The sequence below is a fragment of the Streptomyces sp. KPB2 genome, from assembly GCF_003950055.1.
GTDB classification, from domain to species: Bacteria; Actinomycetota; Actinomycetes; order Streptomycetales; family Streptomycetaceae; genus Streptomyces; species Streptomyces salinarius.
Genome location: NZ_CP034353.1, coordinates 5,105,522 through 5,120,122, shown reverse-complemented (window position 1 = coordinate 5,120,122; position 14,601 = coordinate 5,105,522). Strand labels below are relative to the sequence as shown.

Genomic DNA, 14,601 nt, shown 5'->3' with positions numbered 1-14,601 from the left:
CGTGCAAGACACACACACCAACGGCCTGGGCTGGCTGCTGGACCAGGAACTCGGCAGCGTCGAGGGCGTCCGGTACGCCGTGCTGATGAGCAGCGACGGGCTGCTGAAGGCCCGCACCGAGACGATCGGCCAGGACGACGGGGAGAAGTTCGCCGCGCTGACGGCGGCGCTGCGCGCGGCGGGCAAGGCCTGGGACGAGTTCACCGGCGGCTCGGGGATGCGGCAGCTGCTGATCGAGTCGGTCGGCTGCATCGGGCTGACGACCACGGCCGCGAAGAACACCATGCTGTCGGTGTGCACGACCGGCCCCGACGCCGACGTCGGTCTGATCTCGCACCACATGGTGCGGCTCGCCACCCGGGTGGGGCACGAGCTGGCCACCGAGGAGCGGGTGCCGGTCCAGGCGCGGGTGCCGGCCGCGGACGGCGGCTCACCGGTATGAGCGGGCCGCGGCGTGACCCCGACATGGTCCGGCCCTACGTCCGCACCCAGGGCCGGGTCCGTGCGCGCGACGACGTGCGCCTGGAGAGCGTGGTCATCGCCGCGACCGGCCCCACGGACACGCTCGGGCCGGACGCCCGCCGGGTGATGCGGCTGTTCGCGGGCGCGGAAGGCGGCCTGGCCGTCGCCGACATCGCCGCAGCGCTGGAGCTGCCGCCCTCGACGGTGCGCATCCTCGTCTCCTCGCTGATGGACTCCGGCCACCTCGCCAGCCCGGTCGACGCGACCGACGACCAGCCCGACTTCGACCTGCTGCAGGAGGTACTCCGTGGACTTCGCTCCATGGTCTGACCGGACCGACGCGTCCACCCGGACCGACGAGTCCACCCCGGCCGACGAGTCCACCCCGGCCGAAGGCGCCGGCCGGGCCCACGGCACCGGCCGGGCCGACGGGGCCGTCACCTACGTCCCCGCCACGGTGACCCGGTCGGCCAAGATCGTGGTCGCGGGCGGTTTCGGCGTCGGCAAGACGACGCTGATCGGCAGCGTCTCGGAGGTGCGGCCGCTGCGGATGGAGGAGCCGATCACGCAGGCCAGCGCCGGTGTGGACGACCTGCGCGGCACCCCGCACAAGACGACGACCACCGTGGCGATGGACTTCGGCCGCATCCACATGGCCGGCGGCCGGCTCGCCCTGTACCTGTTCGGGCTGCCGGGGCAGTCCCGTTTCCAGCCGCTGTGGGAGGACCTGGCCGAGGGCGCCCTCGGCTGTCTCGTCCTGGCCGACACCCGCGACCTCGACGCCTCCCACGACGCCCTCGGGCTGCTCGACGGCGCGGGCATTCCGTACGCCGTCGCGATCAACACCTTCCCCGGCGCCCCGGGTTACCCCGAGGCCGAACTGCGCGAGGCCCTCGCCCTGGAGCCGGCCACGCCCCTGACGTACTGCGACGCCCGCGACCGCACGTCCTCCCTGCACGCCCTGATCACGCTCACCGAGTACCTCTCCGAGCACCGTTCAGCCGCCCTCCTGGAGTCCCGCCGATGACGCAGCCCTCCGCCGAGTCCGCGCCCGCCGGTCCCCCGGGCCGTATCGCCCTGTACGCACCGGAGTTCGCCGCCGACCCGCACGCCGCCTACCGGAGCATGCGCCGCACCCACGGCCCGCTCGTCCCGGTCGACCTGGCGCCCGGTGTGCCCGCGACCCTGGTGATCGGCTACTACCAGGCCCGCCGCATCCTCAACGACCCGCTGCACTTCCCGGCCGACCCGCGGGCCTGGGAGAAGCTGATCCCGGCGACCTGCCCGGTGCGGCCGATGATGGAGTGGCGGCCCAACGCGCTGCGCTCGGGCGGCGCCGAGCACGCCCGCTACCGGTCGGCCAACACCCACGCCATCGACCAGGTCGACCAGCACGGGCTGCGGGCCCTGGTCGAGAAGGTCGCCGACGGCGCCATCGACGGCTTCCGCGCGGCCGGCTCGGCGGACCTGCTGACCCAGTACTCCTTCCCCATCGCCTTCAGCGTGCTCAGCGCGCTGCTCGGCTGCCCGGACGAGATCGGGCAGCGCATCGCCGACGGCATGGCGAAGATCTTCGACACCACCAACGCCGAGCAGGGCAACGTCATCCTCGCCCGGGCCGTGTCCGACCTGGTGGCGCTGCGCCGGGCCCACCCCGGCGACGACATCACGTCCCGGCTGGCCCTGCACCCCGTCGAGCTGAGCGACGAGGAGATGAGCCACCAGCTCGTCACGCTCTACGGCGCCGGGATCGAACCCATGACCAACCTGATCAGCAACACGATCCTGAAGATCCTCACCGACGACGAGTTCTCCGCCGACCTGCACGCCGGGCTGTCCACGGTGCGCGACGCGCTCGACGCCGTCCTCTACACCGACCCGCCGATGGCCAACTACTGCATCTCCTACCCGCCGTACCCGATCGACGTGGAGGGCGTGCTGCTGCCGGCCGACCAGCCGGTGGTGATCTCGATGGCCGCCGCGAACAACGACCCGGCCCTCACCGAGGGCGTGCCCGCGGGGCGGCTCGGCGGCAACCGCGCCCACCTGGCGTGGAGCGCCGGCCCGCACACCTGCCCCGCCCGCTCGCACGCCTACCTGATCGCCGAGACCGCGGTCACCCACCTCCTGGACGCGCTGCCGGAGACCGACCTGGCCCGGCCGGCGGCCGAACTGACCTGGCGCCCCGGCCCGTTCCACCGCGCCCTCGAATCCCTGCCCGTCACCTTCCCCGCCGCGCAACCCGCCGCACACTAAGGAGCCAGGCCATGGCGACCCAGCAGCCCGCCCTCGTCCTCGACCCCTACGGCGCCGATCACCACGCCGAGCACCGCACCCTGCGGGAGCGCGGCCCGGCCACCCGGGTGGACGTCCTCGGCGTCGAGGCCTGGTCGGTAAGCGACCCCGTCCTCCTCAAACAGCTGCTCACCAGCCCCGACGTGTCCAAGGACTCCCGGGCGCACTGGCCCGCCTTCGCCGAGGTCGTCACCACCTGGCCACTGGCGCTGTGGGTGGCGGTGGAGAACATGTTCACCGCGTACGGGCCGAACCACCGCAAGCTGCGCCGGCTGGTGGCGCCCGCCTTCAGCGCCCGCCGGATCGAGGCGATGCGGCCGGCCGTGGAGAAGACGGTGACCGCGATCGTCGACCGGCTCGCGGAGCTTCCCGCCGGTGAACCGGTCGATCTGCGGCAGGAGTTGGCCTACCCGCTGCCCATCGCGGTGATCGGTCACCTCATGGGCGTGCCCGAGGACCAGCGCGGGGGCTTCCGCACCGTCGTGGACGGCGTCTTCGACACCACGCTGGACCAGGCCGAGGCGCAGGCCAACGCCGCGGGCCTGTACGCGGTCCTGGACCGGCTCATAGCGACCAAGCGCGCGACGCCGGGCGACGACATGACGTCGCTGCTCATCGCCGCGCGGGACGACGAGGGGGACGGCGACCGCCTGTCCCACGACGAGCTGCGCGACACCCTGCTGCTGGTGATCAGCGCCGGTTACGAGACCACCGTCAACGTCATCGACCAGGCCGTGCACACCCTGCTGACCCGCCCCGACCAGCTCGCCCTGGTCCGCAAGGGCGAGGTCACCTGGGGGGACGTGGTGGAGGAGACGCTGCGACACGAACCGGCGGTCAAGCATCTGCCGCTGCGGTACGCGGTCAACGACATCCCGCTGCCGGACGGGCGGACCATCGCCCGCGGGGAGGCCATCCTCGCCTCGTACGCCGCCGCCAACCGGCACCCGGACTGGCACGAGGACGCCGACACCTTCGACGCGACCCGCACCGTCAAGGAGCACCTGGCCTTCGGCCACGGCGTCCACTTCTGCCTGGGCGCGCCGCTGGCCCGCATGGAGGTGACCCTCGCGCTGGAGAGCCTCTTCGGCCGCTTCCCGGACCTGCGGCTCGCCGACCCGGCCGAGGAGCTGCCGCCCGTGCCCTCGCTGATCAGCAACGGCCACCAGCGGCTCCCGGTCCTGCTGCACGCCGGCTGAGCGGCGGACGACGGGACCGGGCGGCCGGGGACTACGGCTGGGGCGGTGCCGGCCTCAGCCGAACATCCCCGGCTCGTAGTCGCCGGCCGGCTGCTGGGTGATCACGTTCAGGCGGTTGTAGGTGTTGATGACGGCGATCAGCCCGACGAGGGCGGTGAGCTGCTCCTCGTCGTAGTGCTTCGCCGCGTTCGCCCACGCCTCGTCGGTGACGCCGCCGGAGGCGTCGGCGAGGCGGGTGCCCTGCTCGGTCAGCTCCAGGGCGGCGCGCTCCGCCTCGGTGAACACCTTGGCCTCCCGCCAGGCGGCGATCAGGTTGAGGCGCAGCGAGGTCTCCCCCGCCTTCGCGGCGTCCTTGGTGTGCATGTCGAGGCAGAAACCGCAGCCGTTGATCTGGCTGGCGCGGATCTTGACCAGCTCCTGGGTGGCGTCCGGCAGCGTCGAGTCGCTCACGGCCTTGCCCGCGGAGTTGATGTGACGCAGGATCTTGCCCGCGAGCGGGTTGGTGAACATGTTGAGACGCGCTTCCATGACGGGTTCCTCTTCGTCCTTGCTGATGGGCTTCTTGGTCCTACACAGCTACGACGGATGCCGCCGGAGCGATGTGACAGGCCGGAGCACGCCCCGCATGTGACCTGCGTCTCACCTGTTCGAAGTCGGTCGTTCCAGCAGTCGGCCCAGTGCCGCCGTCACGGCGTCCGGGCGTTCGTCCATCACCCAGTGGCCCGCGTCGTCCAGCAGCGTCAGTTCGGCGCCGGGCACGGACCCGGCCAGCTCGGTCGCGATCGCCGGGCTCAGATACGGGTCGGCACGGCCCCAGACGACCGCCGTCGGGCAGGTGAGGTCACGCAGGTGCCGGCGCAGTTCGGGGCGGGGCGGGGTGCGGTAGTCGCCGAAGTAGTGCAGCAGCCAGCGGCGGCCCTCGGGGGTGGCCATCCAGTCGACGTAGCCGTCCAGGACGCCGGGCTCCAGGTGTCCGGCGCGTACGAGCGGGGCGAGGGCCCGGCGGTGCAGGGCGGCGTAGGGCAGGCGTGTCGCCGGGCGGCGCAGGGCGGGGGTGCGTCCGGCGAGACTGACCAGGCTGAACACGGCGTACCAGCGGCGGGTGAAGGTGCCCTGCGCCCGGCTGTTGAGGATCGCCAGCCTGCGTACCCGTCCGGGGTGGGCCTGGGCGAGGCCGAGGGAGAGGAAGCCGCCGTAGTCGTGGCCGGCCAGGTTCACCGCGTCCAGTTCCAGCGCGTCCAGGAGCCGGCCGAGCCGGGCGACCTCCGTGTCGTAGTCGAAGGACAGGTGCAGCGGCCGCTCGGACGCGCCCCAGCCGAGGAGGTCCGGGGTGATGACCCGGTACCGGTCCGACAGGGGCGGGACCTGATGGCGCCAGCAGTGGTGGTCGGCCGGGTAGCCGTGCAGGAGCAGTACGGGCTCGGCGTCCCCCGGTCCCGACTCCCAGCAGGCGACGCGGGCGCCGTCCACGGTGACCGTCCGGGGGCGGGGCGGGTCGTAGGCGCGGGGGCGCTGCGTGGTCATCGTCTCCTCCGGTGCTCGTCGTCCCCCTCCCCAACGCGACGCATACCCGCGAGTGTCGCGATCAGGGCTCGGTGCTCGGCCGAAAGGGGCGGGGATTAGCCTCGAACCCGACAAGTCGGTTCACCGGACATCGGTTCGACCGGGACCGGTGGGGCAGTGCAGGAGGCAGAGATGGCGAAGGTTCCCAGCGCGGTGGTCGCCGCGGGCGGTCTCGTCGGCGGGTACGGCGTGGCCCGCTGGACGAAGAAGCGGCAGCTCGGCGGGGCCGTGCTCGCCGTCGCCGGGGCCGCCGCCGCGCAGCAGTGGCGGGCGCGGGCCGGCGGGAAGGCCGCGGGCGCGCTGACGGCGGCCTACGTCGCCGGGTTCGCGGGGTCGCACCCGCTGGCCAAGAAGGTGGGCGCCTGGCCCGCCGTGTTCGGCGTGGCCGGTGCCGTGGCGCTGGCGTCCTGGGCGGTCGCCGACCGGCGCGCCTGAGCGGCACGGCACCGGCCCGGCCGGGACCGCCGGCCCGGGGAAGGGCTCAGGTCAGGTGGGTCAGCACGTTGATCACCCGGCCGTCCGGGGCCCGGACGAAGAAGCGCCGTACGCCCCACTCCTCGTTCCGCGGCTCGCGCACGATCTCGGCGCCCGACGCGGCGACCTGGTCGTAGACCGCGTCGACGTCCTCGACCTCCACGCTCAGGTCGGGGACGACGGGCGCCGTGCGTTCCTCGGTGAAGAGGCTGATCTGGGCGGTGGGGTTGGACGGGGAGGCCAGGGTGGTGACCCAGCCCATGTCCATGACCTCCTCGAAGCCGAGCAGGCCGTAGAAGTCGCGGCTCGTGTTCCACTGCTCCTCGGCCTCGACGTGGATGTTCGGGACGATCCTGCGGATGCTCATCGGGGACTCCTCGACGTCTGTGCCGGGTCGGACCGGATCGGCGTGTGTGACGCTACGCGGTCTTCGCGCCGGAGCCCGCGGTTCCGGGCGTATCCGGCGCCGCCGCCGACAGCGGCTCCGCGATGTCCTCCAGCGAGCGGCGTTCCGCCTTCACCGCGAGGAACGCCGCCACCAGGCCGGCCGCGCACATCAGGCCGGCGCCGATCTGGAAGGCCAGGACCGTGTCGCCGACCACGCCCGACTCGGTCAGGTCGGCGAAGAGCAGCGGGCCGCTGATGCCGCCGGCGGCGGTGCCGAGGGCATAGAAGAAGGCGATGGCCATGGCGCGGGTCTCCATCGGGAAGATCTCGGAGACGGTCAGGTACGCGCTGGACGCGCCCGCCGAGGCGAAGAACAGCACCACGCACCAGCAGGCCGTCATGGTCGTCGCCGTGAGCGAGCCGCGGTCGAAGAGCCAGGCCGTGCCGAAGAGCAGCAGGCCGGAGAGCAGATAGGTGCCGGAGATCATGATGCGGCGGCCGACCGTGTCGAAGAGGGGGCCGAGGAGCAGCGGGCCGCAGAAGTTGCCCGCGGCGATGACGGCGAAGTAGTAGCCCGTGCTGCCGGTCGGCACGTCGAAGAACGTGATGAGGATGGTGCCGAAGCCGAAGGTGATGGCGTTGTAGAGGAAGGCCTGGCCGATGAAGAGGGACAGGCCGAGGATCGCGCGGCGCGGGTAGCGGCCGAAGACGGTCCTGGCGATCAGGCCGAAGCCGATGGACCTGCGCTGGTGGATGGTGATCTCACCGGCCGGCGGCGGCAGCTTCTCGCCCTTCTCCCGCTCGATCTCCCGTTCGACGGAGGAGACGAGGGTGTCCGCCTTCTCGCCCTGGCCGTGGATGAACTGCCAGCGTGGACTCTCCGGCACATGCCGCCGCACCAGCAGCACCACCAGGCCCAGGAGCACGCCGAGGGCGAAGCTGAGCCGCCAGCCGACGTCCTTGGCGAAGATGTCGGTGTCCAGCATCACGATGGACAGCAGGGCGCCGCCGATCGCGCCGAGCCAGTAGCTGCCGTTGATGATGAGGTCGACCCGGCCCCGGTAGTGGGACGGGATCAGCTCGTCGATCGCGGAGTTGATCGCCGCGTACTCGCCGCCGATGCCGAAGCCGGTGAGGAAGCGGAAGAGGAAGAACCACCAGGACTCGAAGGAGACCGCGGTCAGCGCGGTGGCCGCCAGATAGACCACCAGCGTGATCATGAACAGCTTCTTGCGTCCGTGCCGGTCGGTCAGCCAGCCGAAGAACAGGGCCCCGGAGCAGGCGCCCGCCACGTACAGGGCGGCGGCCAGGCCGGTGATCTGGGCGGAGCTGATGTCGAGGCCGCTGCCGTCCTCGGCGATCCGTCCGGCGACGTTGCCGACGATCGTGACTTCAAGCCCGTCCAGGATCCAGACGGTGCCCAGGCCGATCACGATCATCCAGTGCCAGCGCGACCAGGGCAGCCGGTCCAGCCGGGCGGGGACGGCCGTGGTGACCGTCCCGGTGGAGGCGGGCACCGGCGCCGGCGAGTCTCCTGTCATGGCGAGGGAGTGCCCGCGGCGGGCGGGATTACGCCCCCAGGATGCGGGAGACGGTGTAGATCAGCAGCCCGGCCAGGGAGCCGACGACGGTGCCGTTGATGCGGATGAACTGGAGGTCGCGGCCGATGTTCGCCTCGATCTTCTTCGTGGTGTGCTCGGCGTCCCAGCTCGCCACCGTGTCGGTGATCAGCGAGGTGATCTCCTTGCGGTAGGTGGTGACGACGTACACCGCGGCGCTCTCCACCCAGCCGTCGACCTTGCCCTGCACCTTGGGGTCGGAGGCCATCCGGGCGCCCAGCGACAGCAGTGAGGCGCGCACCCTGAGCCGCAGTTCGCTGCGCTCGTCCTCCGCCGCCGAGACGATCATCGACCGTACGGCCGTCCAGGCGGACGCGATCAGGTCCTGGACCTCGCCGCGGCCCAGCACCTCGGTCTTCAGCCGCTCCACGCGCGCGCGGGTCTCCGTGTCGGACTGGAGGTCGGCGGCGAAATCGGTGAGGAAGCGGTCGAGGGCGCCGCGCGCCGGGTGGGCGGGCATGTCGCGCATCTCGGTGACGAAGCGCAGCAGCTCCTTGTAGACCCGGTCGCCGATCTTCCGGTCGACGAACCGGGGCGTCCAGCCGGGCGCCCCGCCCTGGACGGCGTCCATCACGGAGTCGCCGTGCAGGATCAGCCAGTCGTGGGCGCGGGAGACGATCAGGTCGACGGCGCGCCGGTGACCGCCGTCGGAGACGACGCGGTCCAGCATCTTGCCGATGCCGGGTGCGATCTCCTGGGCGTCGGCACGGCGTGTGATCGCCTCGCCGACCACCGCCTGGACGTCGGAGTCGCGCAGCACGGTGAGGGCGCCGCGCAGGGCGGCGGACAGCTCGGCCGTCACCCGGTCGGCGTGCTCGGGCACGGCCAGCCAGGCGCCGAGACGGCTGCCGATGCCGACGGCGCGCAGCCGGTGGCGCACGACGTCCTCGGAGAGGAAGTTCTCCCCGACGAACTCGCCGAGCGAGACGCCCAGCTGGTCCTTCTTCTTCGGGATGATCGCGGTGTGCGGGATGGGGATGCCGAGCGGGTGGCGGAAGAGGGCGGTGACCGCGAACCAGTCGGCGAGCGCGCCGACCATGCCGGCCTCGGCGGCGGCCGACACATAGCCCGCCCAGGCGCCCGCGCCCCGGTGGGCGGCCCACTCGGACAGGACGTAGACCACGGCGACGAAGAGCAGCAGGCCGGTGGCGGTGAGCTTCATCCGGCGCACGCCGCGGCGCTTGATCTCGTCGGCCGGGCTGAAGGACGTCATCGCCCGGTCACGGACCGCACCCGCGCCGCCGGTGCCCTCCCCCGCGCCCGCCCCGGCGCCCCCGGAACCACCCCTGTCCCCCGCACCCGCAGGAAGTTCCGCCTTCGTGCGTTCCATCCGCTCCACCGTTCGCTGATACGTCCCTCACACATTGTCCCTTCCTGACCGACTCCCGGAACGGAACACAAGTTCCCGGCGTCTGTCCCGGGAGGGGGAACGCCCGGGGCTCCCGCGGCCTTTCCTCCACCCATGACGCATCATGGGTTCATCGGACCGGAGCCTCGGGGCTCCCCTCGCCCGAGGAGAACAACACAGCATGACCCCTGGTCGTGACGGGGGTGCGGGGGCGCCTCCCACCAAGCACCGTGCCCTGCTGGCGGCGATCGTCACCCTGATAGTGGCGATCTCCGCGGCCATATACGCCGGAGCGTCCGCGGACGTCGGCACCGGGGACCACGCACTGCGGGCCGGAGGCCGCCTCCCCCGGGGACAGGCCGCCCCCGCCTCCACGGGCGTCTGGGTGGGCGCCTGGGCCACCGCGCCGGCCGCGGCCGAACCCGGCACCGAGACGACCGGCATGGCGGGCCGCTCCGTGCGCAACGTCGTGCACACCTCGGTCGGCGGCACCAGCGCGCGCATCACCCTGTCCAACCTGTACGGCCAGTCGCCGCTGACCGTCACGCACGCCTCGATAGCCCTGGCCGCGGGGCCCGACACGGCCGCCGCCGTCGGCGACACCATGCGCCGGCTGACCTTCGGCGGCAGCGCCCGGGTGATCATCCCGGCGGGCGGCCGGGTGATGAGCGACGTCGCCCGCATCGCCATCCCCTACGGGGCGAACGTCCTGGTCACCACGTACTCCCCGATCCCGTCCGGGCCGGTGACCTACCATCCGATGGCCCGGCAGACCAGCTACCTCGCCGACGGCGACCGCACGGCCGACGTCACCGGCGTCGCGTACACCACGCCCACGCCGTACTGGCGCTACCTGACCGCGCTGGACGTGCTCAGCCACGAGGCCGACGGCACGGTGGTGGCGTTCGGCGACTCGATCACCGACGGTCTCGGCGCCGACGTCGACGCCAACCACCGCTGGACCGACGTCCTCGCCGAGCGGCTGCACGACGCGGCCGGCGACGGCCGGGACACGCCCCGCTACAGCGTCGTGAACGAGGGCATCAGCGGCAATCGCCTCCTGACCGGCAGGACGGGACGGCCCGCCGACAACCCCAGCGGCCTGAGCCGCTTCGAACGGGACGTGCTGGACCGCACGGGCGTCAAGGTCGTCGTCGTCCTCCTCGGCGTCAACGACATCCTGCACAGCCCCGAACTCGCCGACCGCGACGGCATCCTCACCGGCCTGCGCACCCTCGTCGACCGGGCGCACGACCGGGGCCTGCGGGTCGTCGGCGGCACGATCCTGCCGTTCGGCGGCTACGGCGGCCACACCGAGGCCCGCGAGACGATGCGGCAGCAGATCAACGAGGAGATCCGCTCCGGCCGGGTCTTCGACGCGGTCGTCGACTTCGACAAGGCCCTGCGCGACCCCTACGACCCGCGCCGGATGCGCTCCGACTACGACAGCGGCGACCACCTGCACCCCGGCGACAAGGGGTACGCGCGCATGGGCCAGGTCCTCGACCTCGACACCCTGAAGGGCGCGGCACCGGTCGCGGCGTAGGGCCGCCCGGCCCGCGTCGCCGTCAGTCCTCGCCGCGCCTGCGGCGGTCGCGGTCCTCGCGGCGCAGGTCGCGCCGCTCGCGGCGGTCCTCGCGGTGCTCGCGCAGCATGTCGCGGTGGTCGTCCAGCATCCTGCGGTGGGCGTCCATCGCGTCATCGCGGACGGCGGAGTGCAGCTCTCTGCGCGCGGCCCTGCGCTCCAGCTTCTCCTGCCGGCGCTCCTCCTTCAGGCGCTGCCGCTCCGCCCGCGTCACCTTGCGCTCGACGCCGACCCCGCCCCAGAAGGCGAAGCCCGTCACGACGACGCGCGGGGCGCCCGGGTCGCCGGGGACGCCCTCCTCGCGGTGGTCGAAACCGCCCATGATGCCGATGCCGCGCACGATCACCTCGACGCCGGGCGGCACGATCACCTGCATCCCGCCCATGATCGCGACGCAGTTGAGCACGACCTCGCCGGCCGAGAAGTCCGCCTCGCGCAGGTCGATCTCACCGCCGCCCCAGAACGCGAAGGAGTTGAACCGCCCCGGCACCGTCCAGCGCCCCTTGCGCTGGAAGCCGGACATCACGGCGACCGCCCAGGTCGACGAGGGCTCCGCGCCGGTGATCCGCCCCGCCCAGCCCCCGGCCCGCTCGGGCTCCTTGGTCATCGACACCCTGGGCGCCGCGGGTGCCGCCGGTGCCGCGCCGACCGGCAGGTCCCGGGTGATCGGCGCCAGCTCCCCGTAGGTCCGCGCCTTGTAGGTGGCGTCCAGCCGCTCCTCGAACTCGGTCATGTCCAGGCGTCCCTCGGCGAGGGCGTCACGCAGGACCTCGGCGACTCGTTCACGGTCGGCGTCGGATGCGCGGAGTTCCGGGGCCTCGTCGGTCATGTACAGCAGCCTACGAGGTGACCGCGCCGGACACTACGCGCCCGCGCGTTCCGCGTACATCTTCGCGATCACCGACTCGATGTCCGGCTCCCGCACCGACAGATCCACCAGTGGATACCGGGCCGCGACCGCCGCAACCAGCCCGGCCGCCGACGCCGACGCCGGGAACGCCAGCCACTGCCGCGGCCCCTCCACCCGCACCACCCGCGCCGGCTCCGGCGCCTCGATCGGCGGCAACTCCCGTGCCAGGTCCACCACCAGGGTGCGTTCGCTCTCCCCGGCCTCGTGCAGGCCCTCCAGCGGGCCGTCGTACATCAGCCGGCCGTGGTCGATGACCATCACGCGCGAGCACAGCTGCTCGATGTCCTGGAGGTCGTGCGTGGTCAGCAGCACCGTCGTGCCGCGCTCCGCGTTCAAGTCCCGCAGGAAGCCCCGCACCTTGGTCTTGGAGACGACGTCGAGTCCGATGGTCGGCTCGTCCAGGTACAGCACCTCCGGATCGTGCAGCAGCGCCGCGGCGATGTCGCCGCGCATCCGCTGGCCGAGCGACAGTTGCCGTACCGGCACGTCCAACAGGTCCTGGAGCTGGAGGAGTTCGACGCAGCGGTCCAGGTCCTCGCGGTAACGGGCGTCGGGGATGCGGTACATGCGGTGCATCAGCCGGTAGGAGTCGATCAGCGGCAGGTCCCACCACAGCGTCGTGCGCTGCCCGAAGACCACGCCGATGCGGTGCGCCAGCCGGGTCCGCTCCCGGGACGGGTCGATGCCGGCCACCCGCAGCCGGCCCCCGCTCGGCGTCAGGATGCCGGTCAGCATCTTGATCGTCGTCGACTTCCCGGCGCCGTTCGGGCCGATGTAGCCGACCACCTCGCCGCGCGACACGGTGAACGACAGGCCGTCCACGGCCCGCACCTGCCGCCGCTCCCGCTTCAGGAAGCCCGTCTTCTTGCGCACGTCGAAGACCTTCTCCACGCCGTCCAGCTCGATGAAGGCCCCGCCGTCCGCCTCCCCGCTCGTCCCGGTCGCCGTCCCCGCCGTGGTCCCGGCCGTCCCAGCAGTCCCAGCCGTCTCGGTCATCTCCCTCAGCTCCCCGTACTCCGGTACGAACGCAGGCCCGCCCGCCAGGCCAGCCCGGCGAGCGCACAGCAGGCCGCGGCCACGAGCGGCGTCGTGAACGCCACCCACCCCGGCAGGCCCAGCGGATACGGCCGCCCCAGCACATGGCTCGCCGGCAGCCAGTTCACGAACGCCAGCGGCACCACGAACGTCGCCCCGCGCACCAGGTCCAGCGCGAACACCGTCGGCGGGTACTGCAACAGCGTCGTACCGCCGTAGGTGAAGGCGTTGGCCACCTCCGAGGCGTCCTGCGCCGCGAACTGGAACGCCCCCGCCGCCAGGAACACCGCGCAGAAGATCCCCGCACCGCCGAGCAGCATCAACGGCATCAGCAGCAGCTTCGCCGCCGTCCAGTCCACGTCCACGACCACCAGCGCGTACCCGAGCACCAGCGCCCCCTGCGTCACCCGGCCCAGCCGGCGCAGCGCGAACCGGTCCGCCGCCACCTGCGCGAGCACCGGCACGGGCCGCACCAGCAGCGTGTCCAGCGTGCCGTCGCGCACCCGGCGCCCCAGCCGGTCCATCGAGCCGATCGCCAGGTCGGCCAGACCGAAGGAGACCCCGGACAGCCCGTACAGGAACGCCACCTCGGGCAGCGACCAGCCGCCCAGCGCGTCGACGCGGGAGAACATCAGCAGGATCGCCACGAAGTCCAGCGCGGTCATCGCGAAGTTCCCGAACGTCGTCAGCGCGAACGACGTCCGGTAAGCCATCGTCGACCTGATCCACATCCCGGCGATCAGCCCGTACGCGCGCACCCCCTCGACGACCCGTCCCCGCCGCACCTCCGTACCCGCCGCCTCAGCCACCCTGGACCACCACCCGTCGCGTCGCCGCCGACTGCACCAGACGGCCCAGCGCCAGCAGCGCCACCGCCCAGGACGCCTGGAACAGATACGTGGGCAGCGGGTCCGCCTCCCCCAGCAGCACGTCCGCCGGCGCCTGGAGCAGCGACGACCACGGCAGCGCCCGCACCACCTCGCCGAGCGCCCCGGGGAACACGTTCAGCGGCAGCAGCATCCCCGAGCAGAACAGCCCCGCCAGCCACGCCATCTGCGTCACCCCGGACCCGTCCAGCAGCCAGAACGCCGAGAGCGCCACCAGATAGCGCAGCGCAAATCCCACCAGCATCGCCAGCACCAGCGTCACCAGGAACGCCGCCCACACACCCACCTCGCGCGGCAGCGCCACCGGGAAGAACAACGATCCGAACACGAACGGCACCACTCCGCGGCCCAGCAGCTGGAACAGCGCCCGGCCCACGTCCGCCGCCAGCCACCACAGCTGAAGATCGACCGGACGGTACAGATCGACGGCGACATCACCCGTACGGATGCGCTCCATCAGCTCGTCCTCGAAGCCCCCGCCGCCGATCGCCAGCGCCGCCAGCAGCGCCTGCCCCAGCCACACGAAGGTCACGGCCTGCGCCTGGTCGTACCCGCCGAGCTGCGGTTTCTCGTCCCACAGGGCCAGATAGGTGTATACGAGGATCAGTCCGAAAACGGTGTTCGTGAACACCCCGGCCGCAGTGGCCGCCCGATACGTCGCGTACCGTCGGAATCCACCCGCCGCGACGGCCACGTACAACCGCCCCGAGCCCGCACCCACAGCCCTCCCCCTCCGACCGGCACCGAAGCGCAGGAGCCTAGTGCGACCGCGAAGGCCCCCGCCACGGAATTTCACGGGTGTGCCGTCGAGTGGGAACGGAACTCACGGTGCGAGAG

At 72.4% G+C, this 14,601-nt stretch carries 16 protein-coding genes; 7 read left to right on the top strand and 9 right to left on the bottom strand.

What is annotated here, in order from left to right:
- The first annotated feature begins 1 nt into the window (after window position 1).
- Genes D1J63_RS23045 through D1J63_RS23025 form a run of 5 tightly spaced genes read left to right on the top strand, consistent with a single transcriptional unit; the run spans window position 2 to window position 3,956 of the window.
- On the top strand, window positions 2-442 hold the full coding sequence (locus D1J63_RS23045; RefSeq protein WP_061444491.1) for a roadblock/LC7 domain-containing protein: 441 nt from the start codon (window positions 2-4) through the stop codon (window positions 440-442).
- On the top strand, window positions 439-792 hold the full coding sequence (locus D1J63_RS23040; RefSeq protein WP_125631275.1) for a DUF742 domain-containing protein: 354 nt from the start codon (window positions 439-441) through the stop codon (window positions 790-792). Before D1J63_RS23045 ends, D1J63_RS23040 begins: the two co-directional genes overlap by 4 nt.
- Window positions 770-1,489 (top strand): ATP/GTP-binding protein, encoded by a 720-nt coding sequence (locus D1J63_RS23035; RefSeq protein WP_241235595.1) that lies wholly within the window; start codon window positions 770-772, stop codon window positions 1,487-1,489. Before D1J63_RS23040 ends, D1J63_RS23035 begins: the two co-directional genes overlap by 23 nt.
- Window positions 1,486-2,718 (top strand): cytochrome P450, encoded by a 1,233-nt coding sequence (locus tag D1J63_RS23030; protein ID WP_125631273.1) that lies wholly within the window; start codon window positions 1,486-1,488, stop codon window positions 2,716-2,718. The genes D1J63_RS23035 and D1J63_RS23030 overlap by 4 nt, the downstream gene beginning before the upstream one ends.
- 11 nt (window positions 2,719-2,729) lie before the next feature.
- Window positions 2,730-3,956, top strand: coding sequence for a cytochrome P450 (locus tag D1J63_RS23025; protein ID WP_125631271.1), 1,227 nt, complete (start codon window positions 2,730-2,732; stop codon window positions 3,954-3,956).
- A gap of 54 nt (window positions 3,957-4,010) precedes the next feature.
- Here the strand turns inward: D1J63_RS23025 and D1J63_RS23020 are convergent, their stop codons facing one another.
- Both D1J63_RS23020 and D1J63_RS23015 read right to left on the bottom strand, forming a co-directional pair.
- Entirely contained in the window at window positions 4,011-4,484 is a 474-nt protein-coding gene (locus D1J63_RS23020) for a carboxymuconolactone decarboxylase family protein (protein ID WP_102929010.1), read from the bottom strand.
- Window positions 4,485-4,595: 111 nt separating this feature from the next.
- Entirely contained in the window at window positions 4,596-5,480 is an 885-nt protein-coding gene (locus D1J63_RS23015; protein WP_125631269.1) for an alpha/beta fold hydrolase, read from the bottom strand.
- A gap of 171 nt (window positions 5,481-5,651) precedes the next feature.
- On the opposite strand from D1J63_RS23015, the gene D1J63_RS23010 reads away from it, so the two are divergent.
- Window positions 5,652-5,954 carry a hypothetical protein gene (locus D1J63_RS23010; RefSeq protein ID WP_125631267.1) on the top strand — a complete coding sequence of 101 codons (303 nt, stop codon included), beginning with the start codon at window positions 5,652-5,654 and terminating at the stop codon, window positions 5,952-5,954.
- Window positions 5,955-6,000: 46 nt separating this feature from the next.
- Here the strand turns inward: D1J63_RS23010 and D1J63_RS23005 are convergent, their stop codons facing one another.
- The 3 genes from D1J63_RS23005 to D1J63_RS22995 are packed head-to-tail and all read right to left on the bottom strand — an operon-like array spanning window position 6,001 to window position 9,329.
- Complete coding sequence (locus tag D1J63_RS23005) at window positions 6,001-6,360, bottom strand: VOC family protein (protein ID WP_102930572.1); 360 nt, start codon at window positions 6,358-6,360, stop codon at window positions 6,001-6,003.
- A 52-nt stretch (window positions 6,361-6,412) separates the two neighbouring features.
- The gene (locus tag D1J63_RS23000; protein WP_125631265.1) at window positions 6,413-7,921 is read right to left on the bottom strand and encodes an MFS transporter; all 1,509 of its coding nucleotides are present in this window, start codon (window positions 7,919-7,921) and stop codon (window positions 6,413-6,415) included.
- Between the two features lie 28 nt (window positions 7,922-7,949).
- On the bottom strand, window positions 7,950-9,329 hold the full coding sequence (locus D1J63_RS22995; RefSeq protein ID WP_125631263.1) for a DUF445 domain-containing protein: 1,380 nt from the start codon (window positions 9,327-9,329) through the stop codon (window positions 7,950-7,952).
- Window positions 9,330-9,528: 199 nt separating this feature from the next.
- Between D1J63_RS22995 and D1J63_RS22990 the strand changes: the two genes are divergently transcribed.
- Complete coding sequence (locus tag D1J63_RS22990; protein WP_125631262.1) at window positions 9,529-10,893, top strand: SGNH/GDSL hydrolase family protein; 1,365 nt, start codon at window positions 9,529-9,531, stop codon at window positions 10,891-10,893.
- 22 nt (window positions 10,894-10,915) lie between these two features.
- Here D1J63_RS22990 and D1J63_RS22985 read toward each other — a convergent pair whose 3' ends face one another.
- Genes D1J63_RS22985 through D1J63_RS22965 form a run of 4 tightly spaced genes read right to left on the bottom strand, consistent with a single transcriptional unit; the run spans window position 10,916 to window position 14,485 of the window.
- Window positions 10,916-11,761, bottom strand: coding sequence for a DUF1707 domain-containing protein (locus D1J63_RS22985; protein WP_125631261.1), 846 nt, complete (start codon window positions 11,759-11,761; stop codon window positions 10,916-10,918).
- Window positions 11,762-11,794: 33 nt separating this feature from the next.
- Window positions 11,795-12,838, bottom strand: coding sequence for an ATP-binding cassette domain-containing protein (locus D1J63_RS22980; protein WP_241235594.1), 1,044 nt, complete (start codon window positions 12,836-12,838; stop codon window positions 11,795-11,797).
- A gap of 5 nt (window positions 12,839-12,843) precedes the next feature.
- Window positions 12,844-13,686 carry an ABC transporter permease gene (locus tag D1J63_RS22970; protein WP_125631256.1) on the bottom strand — a complete coding sequence of 281 codons (843 nt, stop codon included), beginning with the start codon at window positions 13,684-13,686 and terminating at the stop codon, window positions 12,844-12,846.
- Entirely contained in the window at window positions 13,679-14,485 is an 807-nt protein-coding gene (locus D1J63_RS22965) for an ABC-2 family transporter protein (protein WP_125631254.1), read from the bottom strand. Before D1J63_RS22965 ends, D1J63_RS22970 begins: the two co-directional genes overlap by 8 nt.
- Window positions 14,486-14,601 lie beyond the last annotated feature (116 nt).

Bases quoted from the DNA above. Each gene is read 5' to 3' on its own strand.
- D1J63_RS23040 (WP_125631275.1), top strand. From the start codon at position 439: ATGAGCGGGCCGCGGCGTGACCCCGACATGGTCCGGCCCTACGTCCGC.
- D1J63_RS23030 (WP_125631273.1), top strand. From the start codon at position 1,486: ATGACGCAGCCCTCCGCCGAGTCCGCGCCCGCCGGTCCCCCGGGCCGT.
- D1J63_RS23025 (WP_125631271.1), top strand. From the start codon at position 2,730: ATGGCGACCCAGCAGCCCGCCCTCGTCCTCGACCCCTACGGCGCCGAT.
- D1J63_RS23020 (WP_102929010.1), bottom strand. From the start codon at position 4,484: ATGGAAGCGCGTCTCAACATGTTCACCAACCCGCTCGCGGGCAAGATC.
- D1J63_RS23015 (WP_125631269.1), bottom strand. From the start codon at position 5,480: ATGACCACGCAGCGCCCCCGCGCCTACGACCCGCCCCGCCCCCGGACG.
- D1J63_RS23010 (WP_125631267.1), top strand. From the start codon at position 5,652: ATGGCGAAGGTTCCCAGCGCGGTGGTCGCCGCGGGCGGTCTCGTCGGC.
- D1J63_RS23005 (WP_102930572.1), bottom strand. From the start codon at position 6,360: ATGAGCATCCGCAGGATCGTCCCGAACATCCACGTCGAGGCCGAGGAG.
- D1J63_RS23000 (WP_125631265.1), bottom strand. From the start codon at position 7,921: ATGACAGGAGACTCGCCGGCGCCGGTGCCCGCCTCCACCGGGACGGTC.
- D1J63_RS22995 (WP_125631263.1), bottom strand. From the start codon at position 9,329: ATGGAACGCACGAAGGCGGAACTTCCTGCGGGTGCGGGGGACAGGGGT.
- D1J63_RS22990 (WP_125631262.1), top strand. From the start codon at position 9,529: ATGACCCCTGGTCGTGACGGGGGTGCGGGGGCGCCTCCCACCAAGCAC.
- D1J63_RS22985 (WP_125631261.1), bottom strand. From the start codon at position 11,761: ATGACCGACGAGGCCCCGGAACTCCGCGCATCCGACGCCGACCGTGAA.
- D1J63_RS22980 (WP_241235594.1), bottom strand. From the start codon at position 12,838: ATGACCGAGACGGCTGGGACTGCTGGGACGGCCGGGACCACGGCGGGG.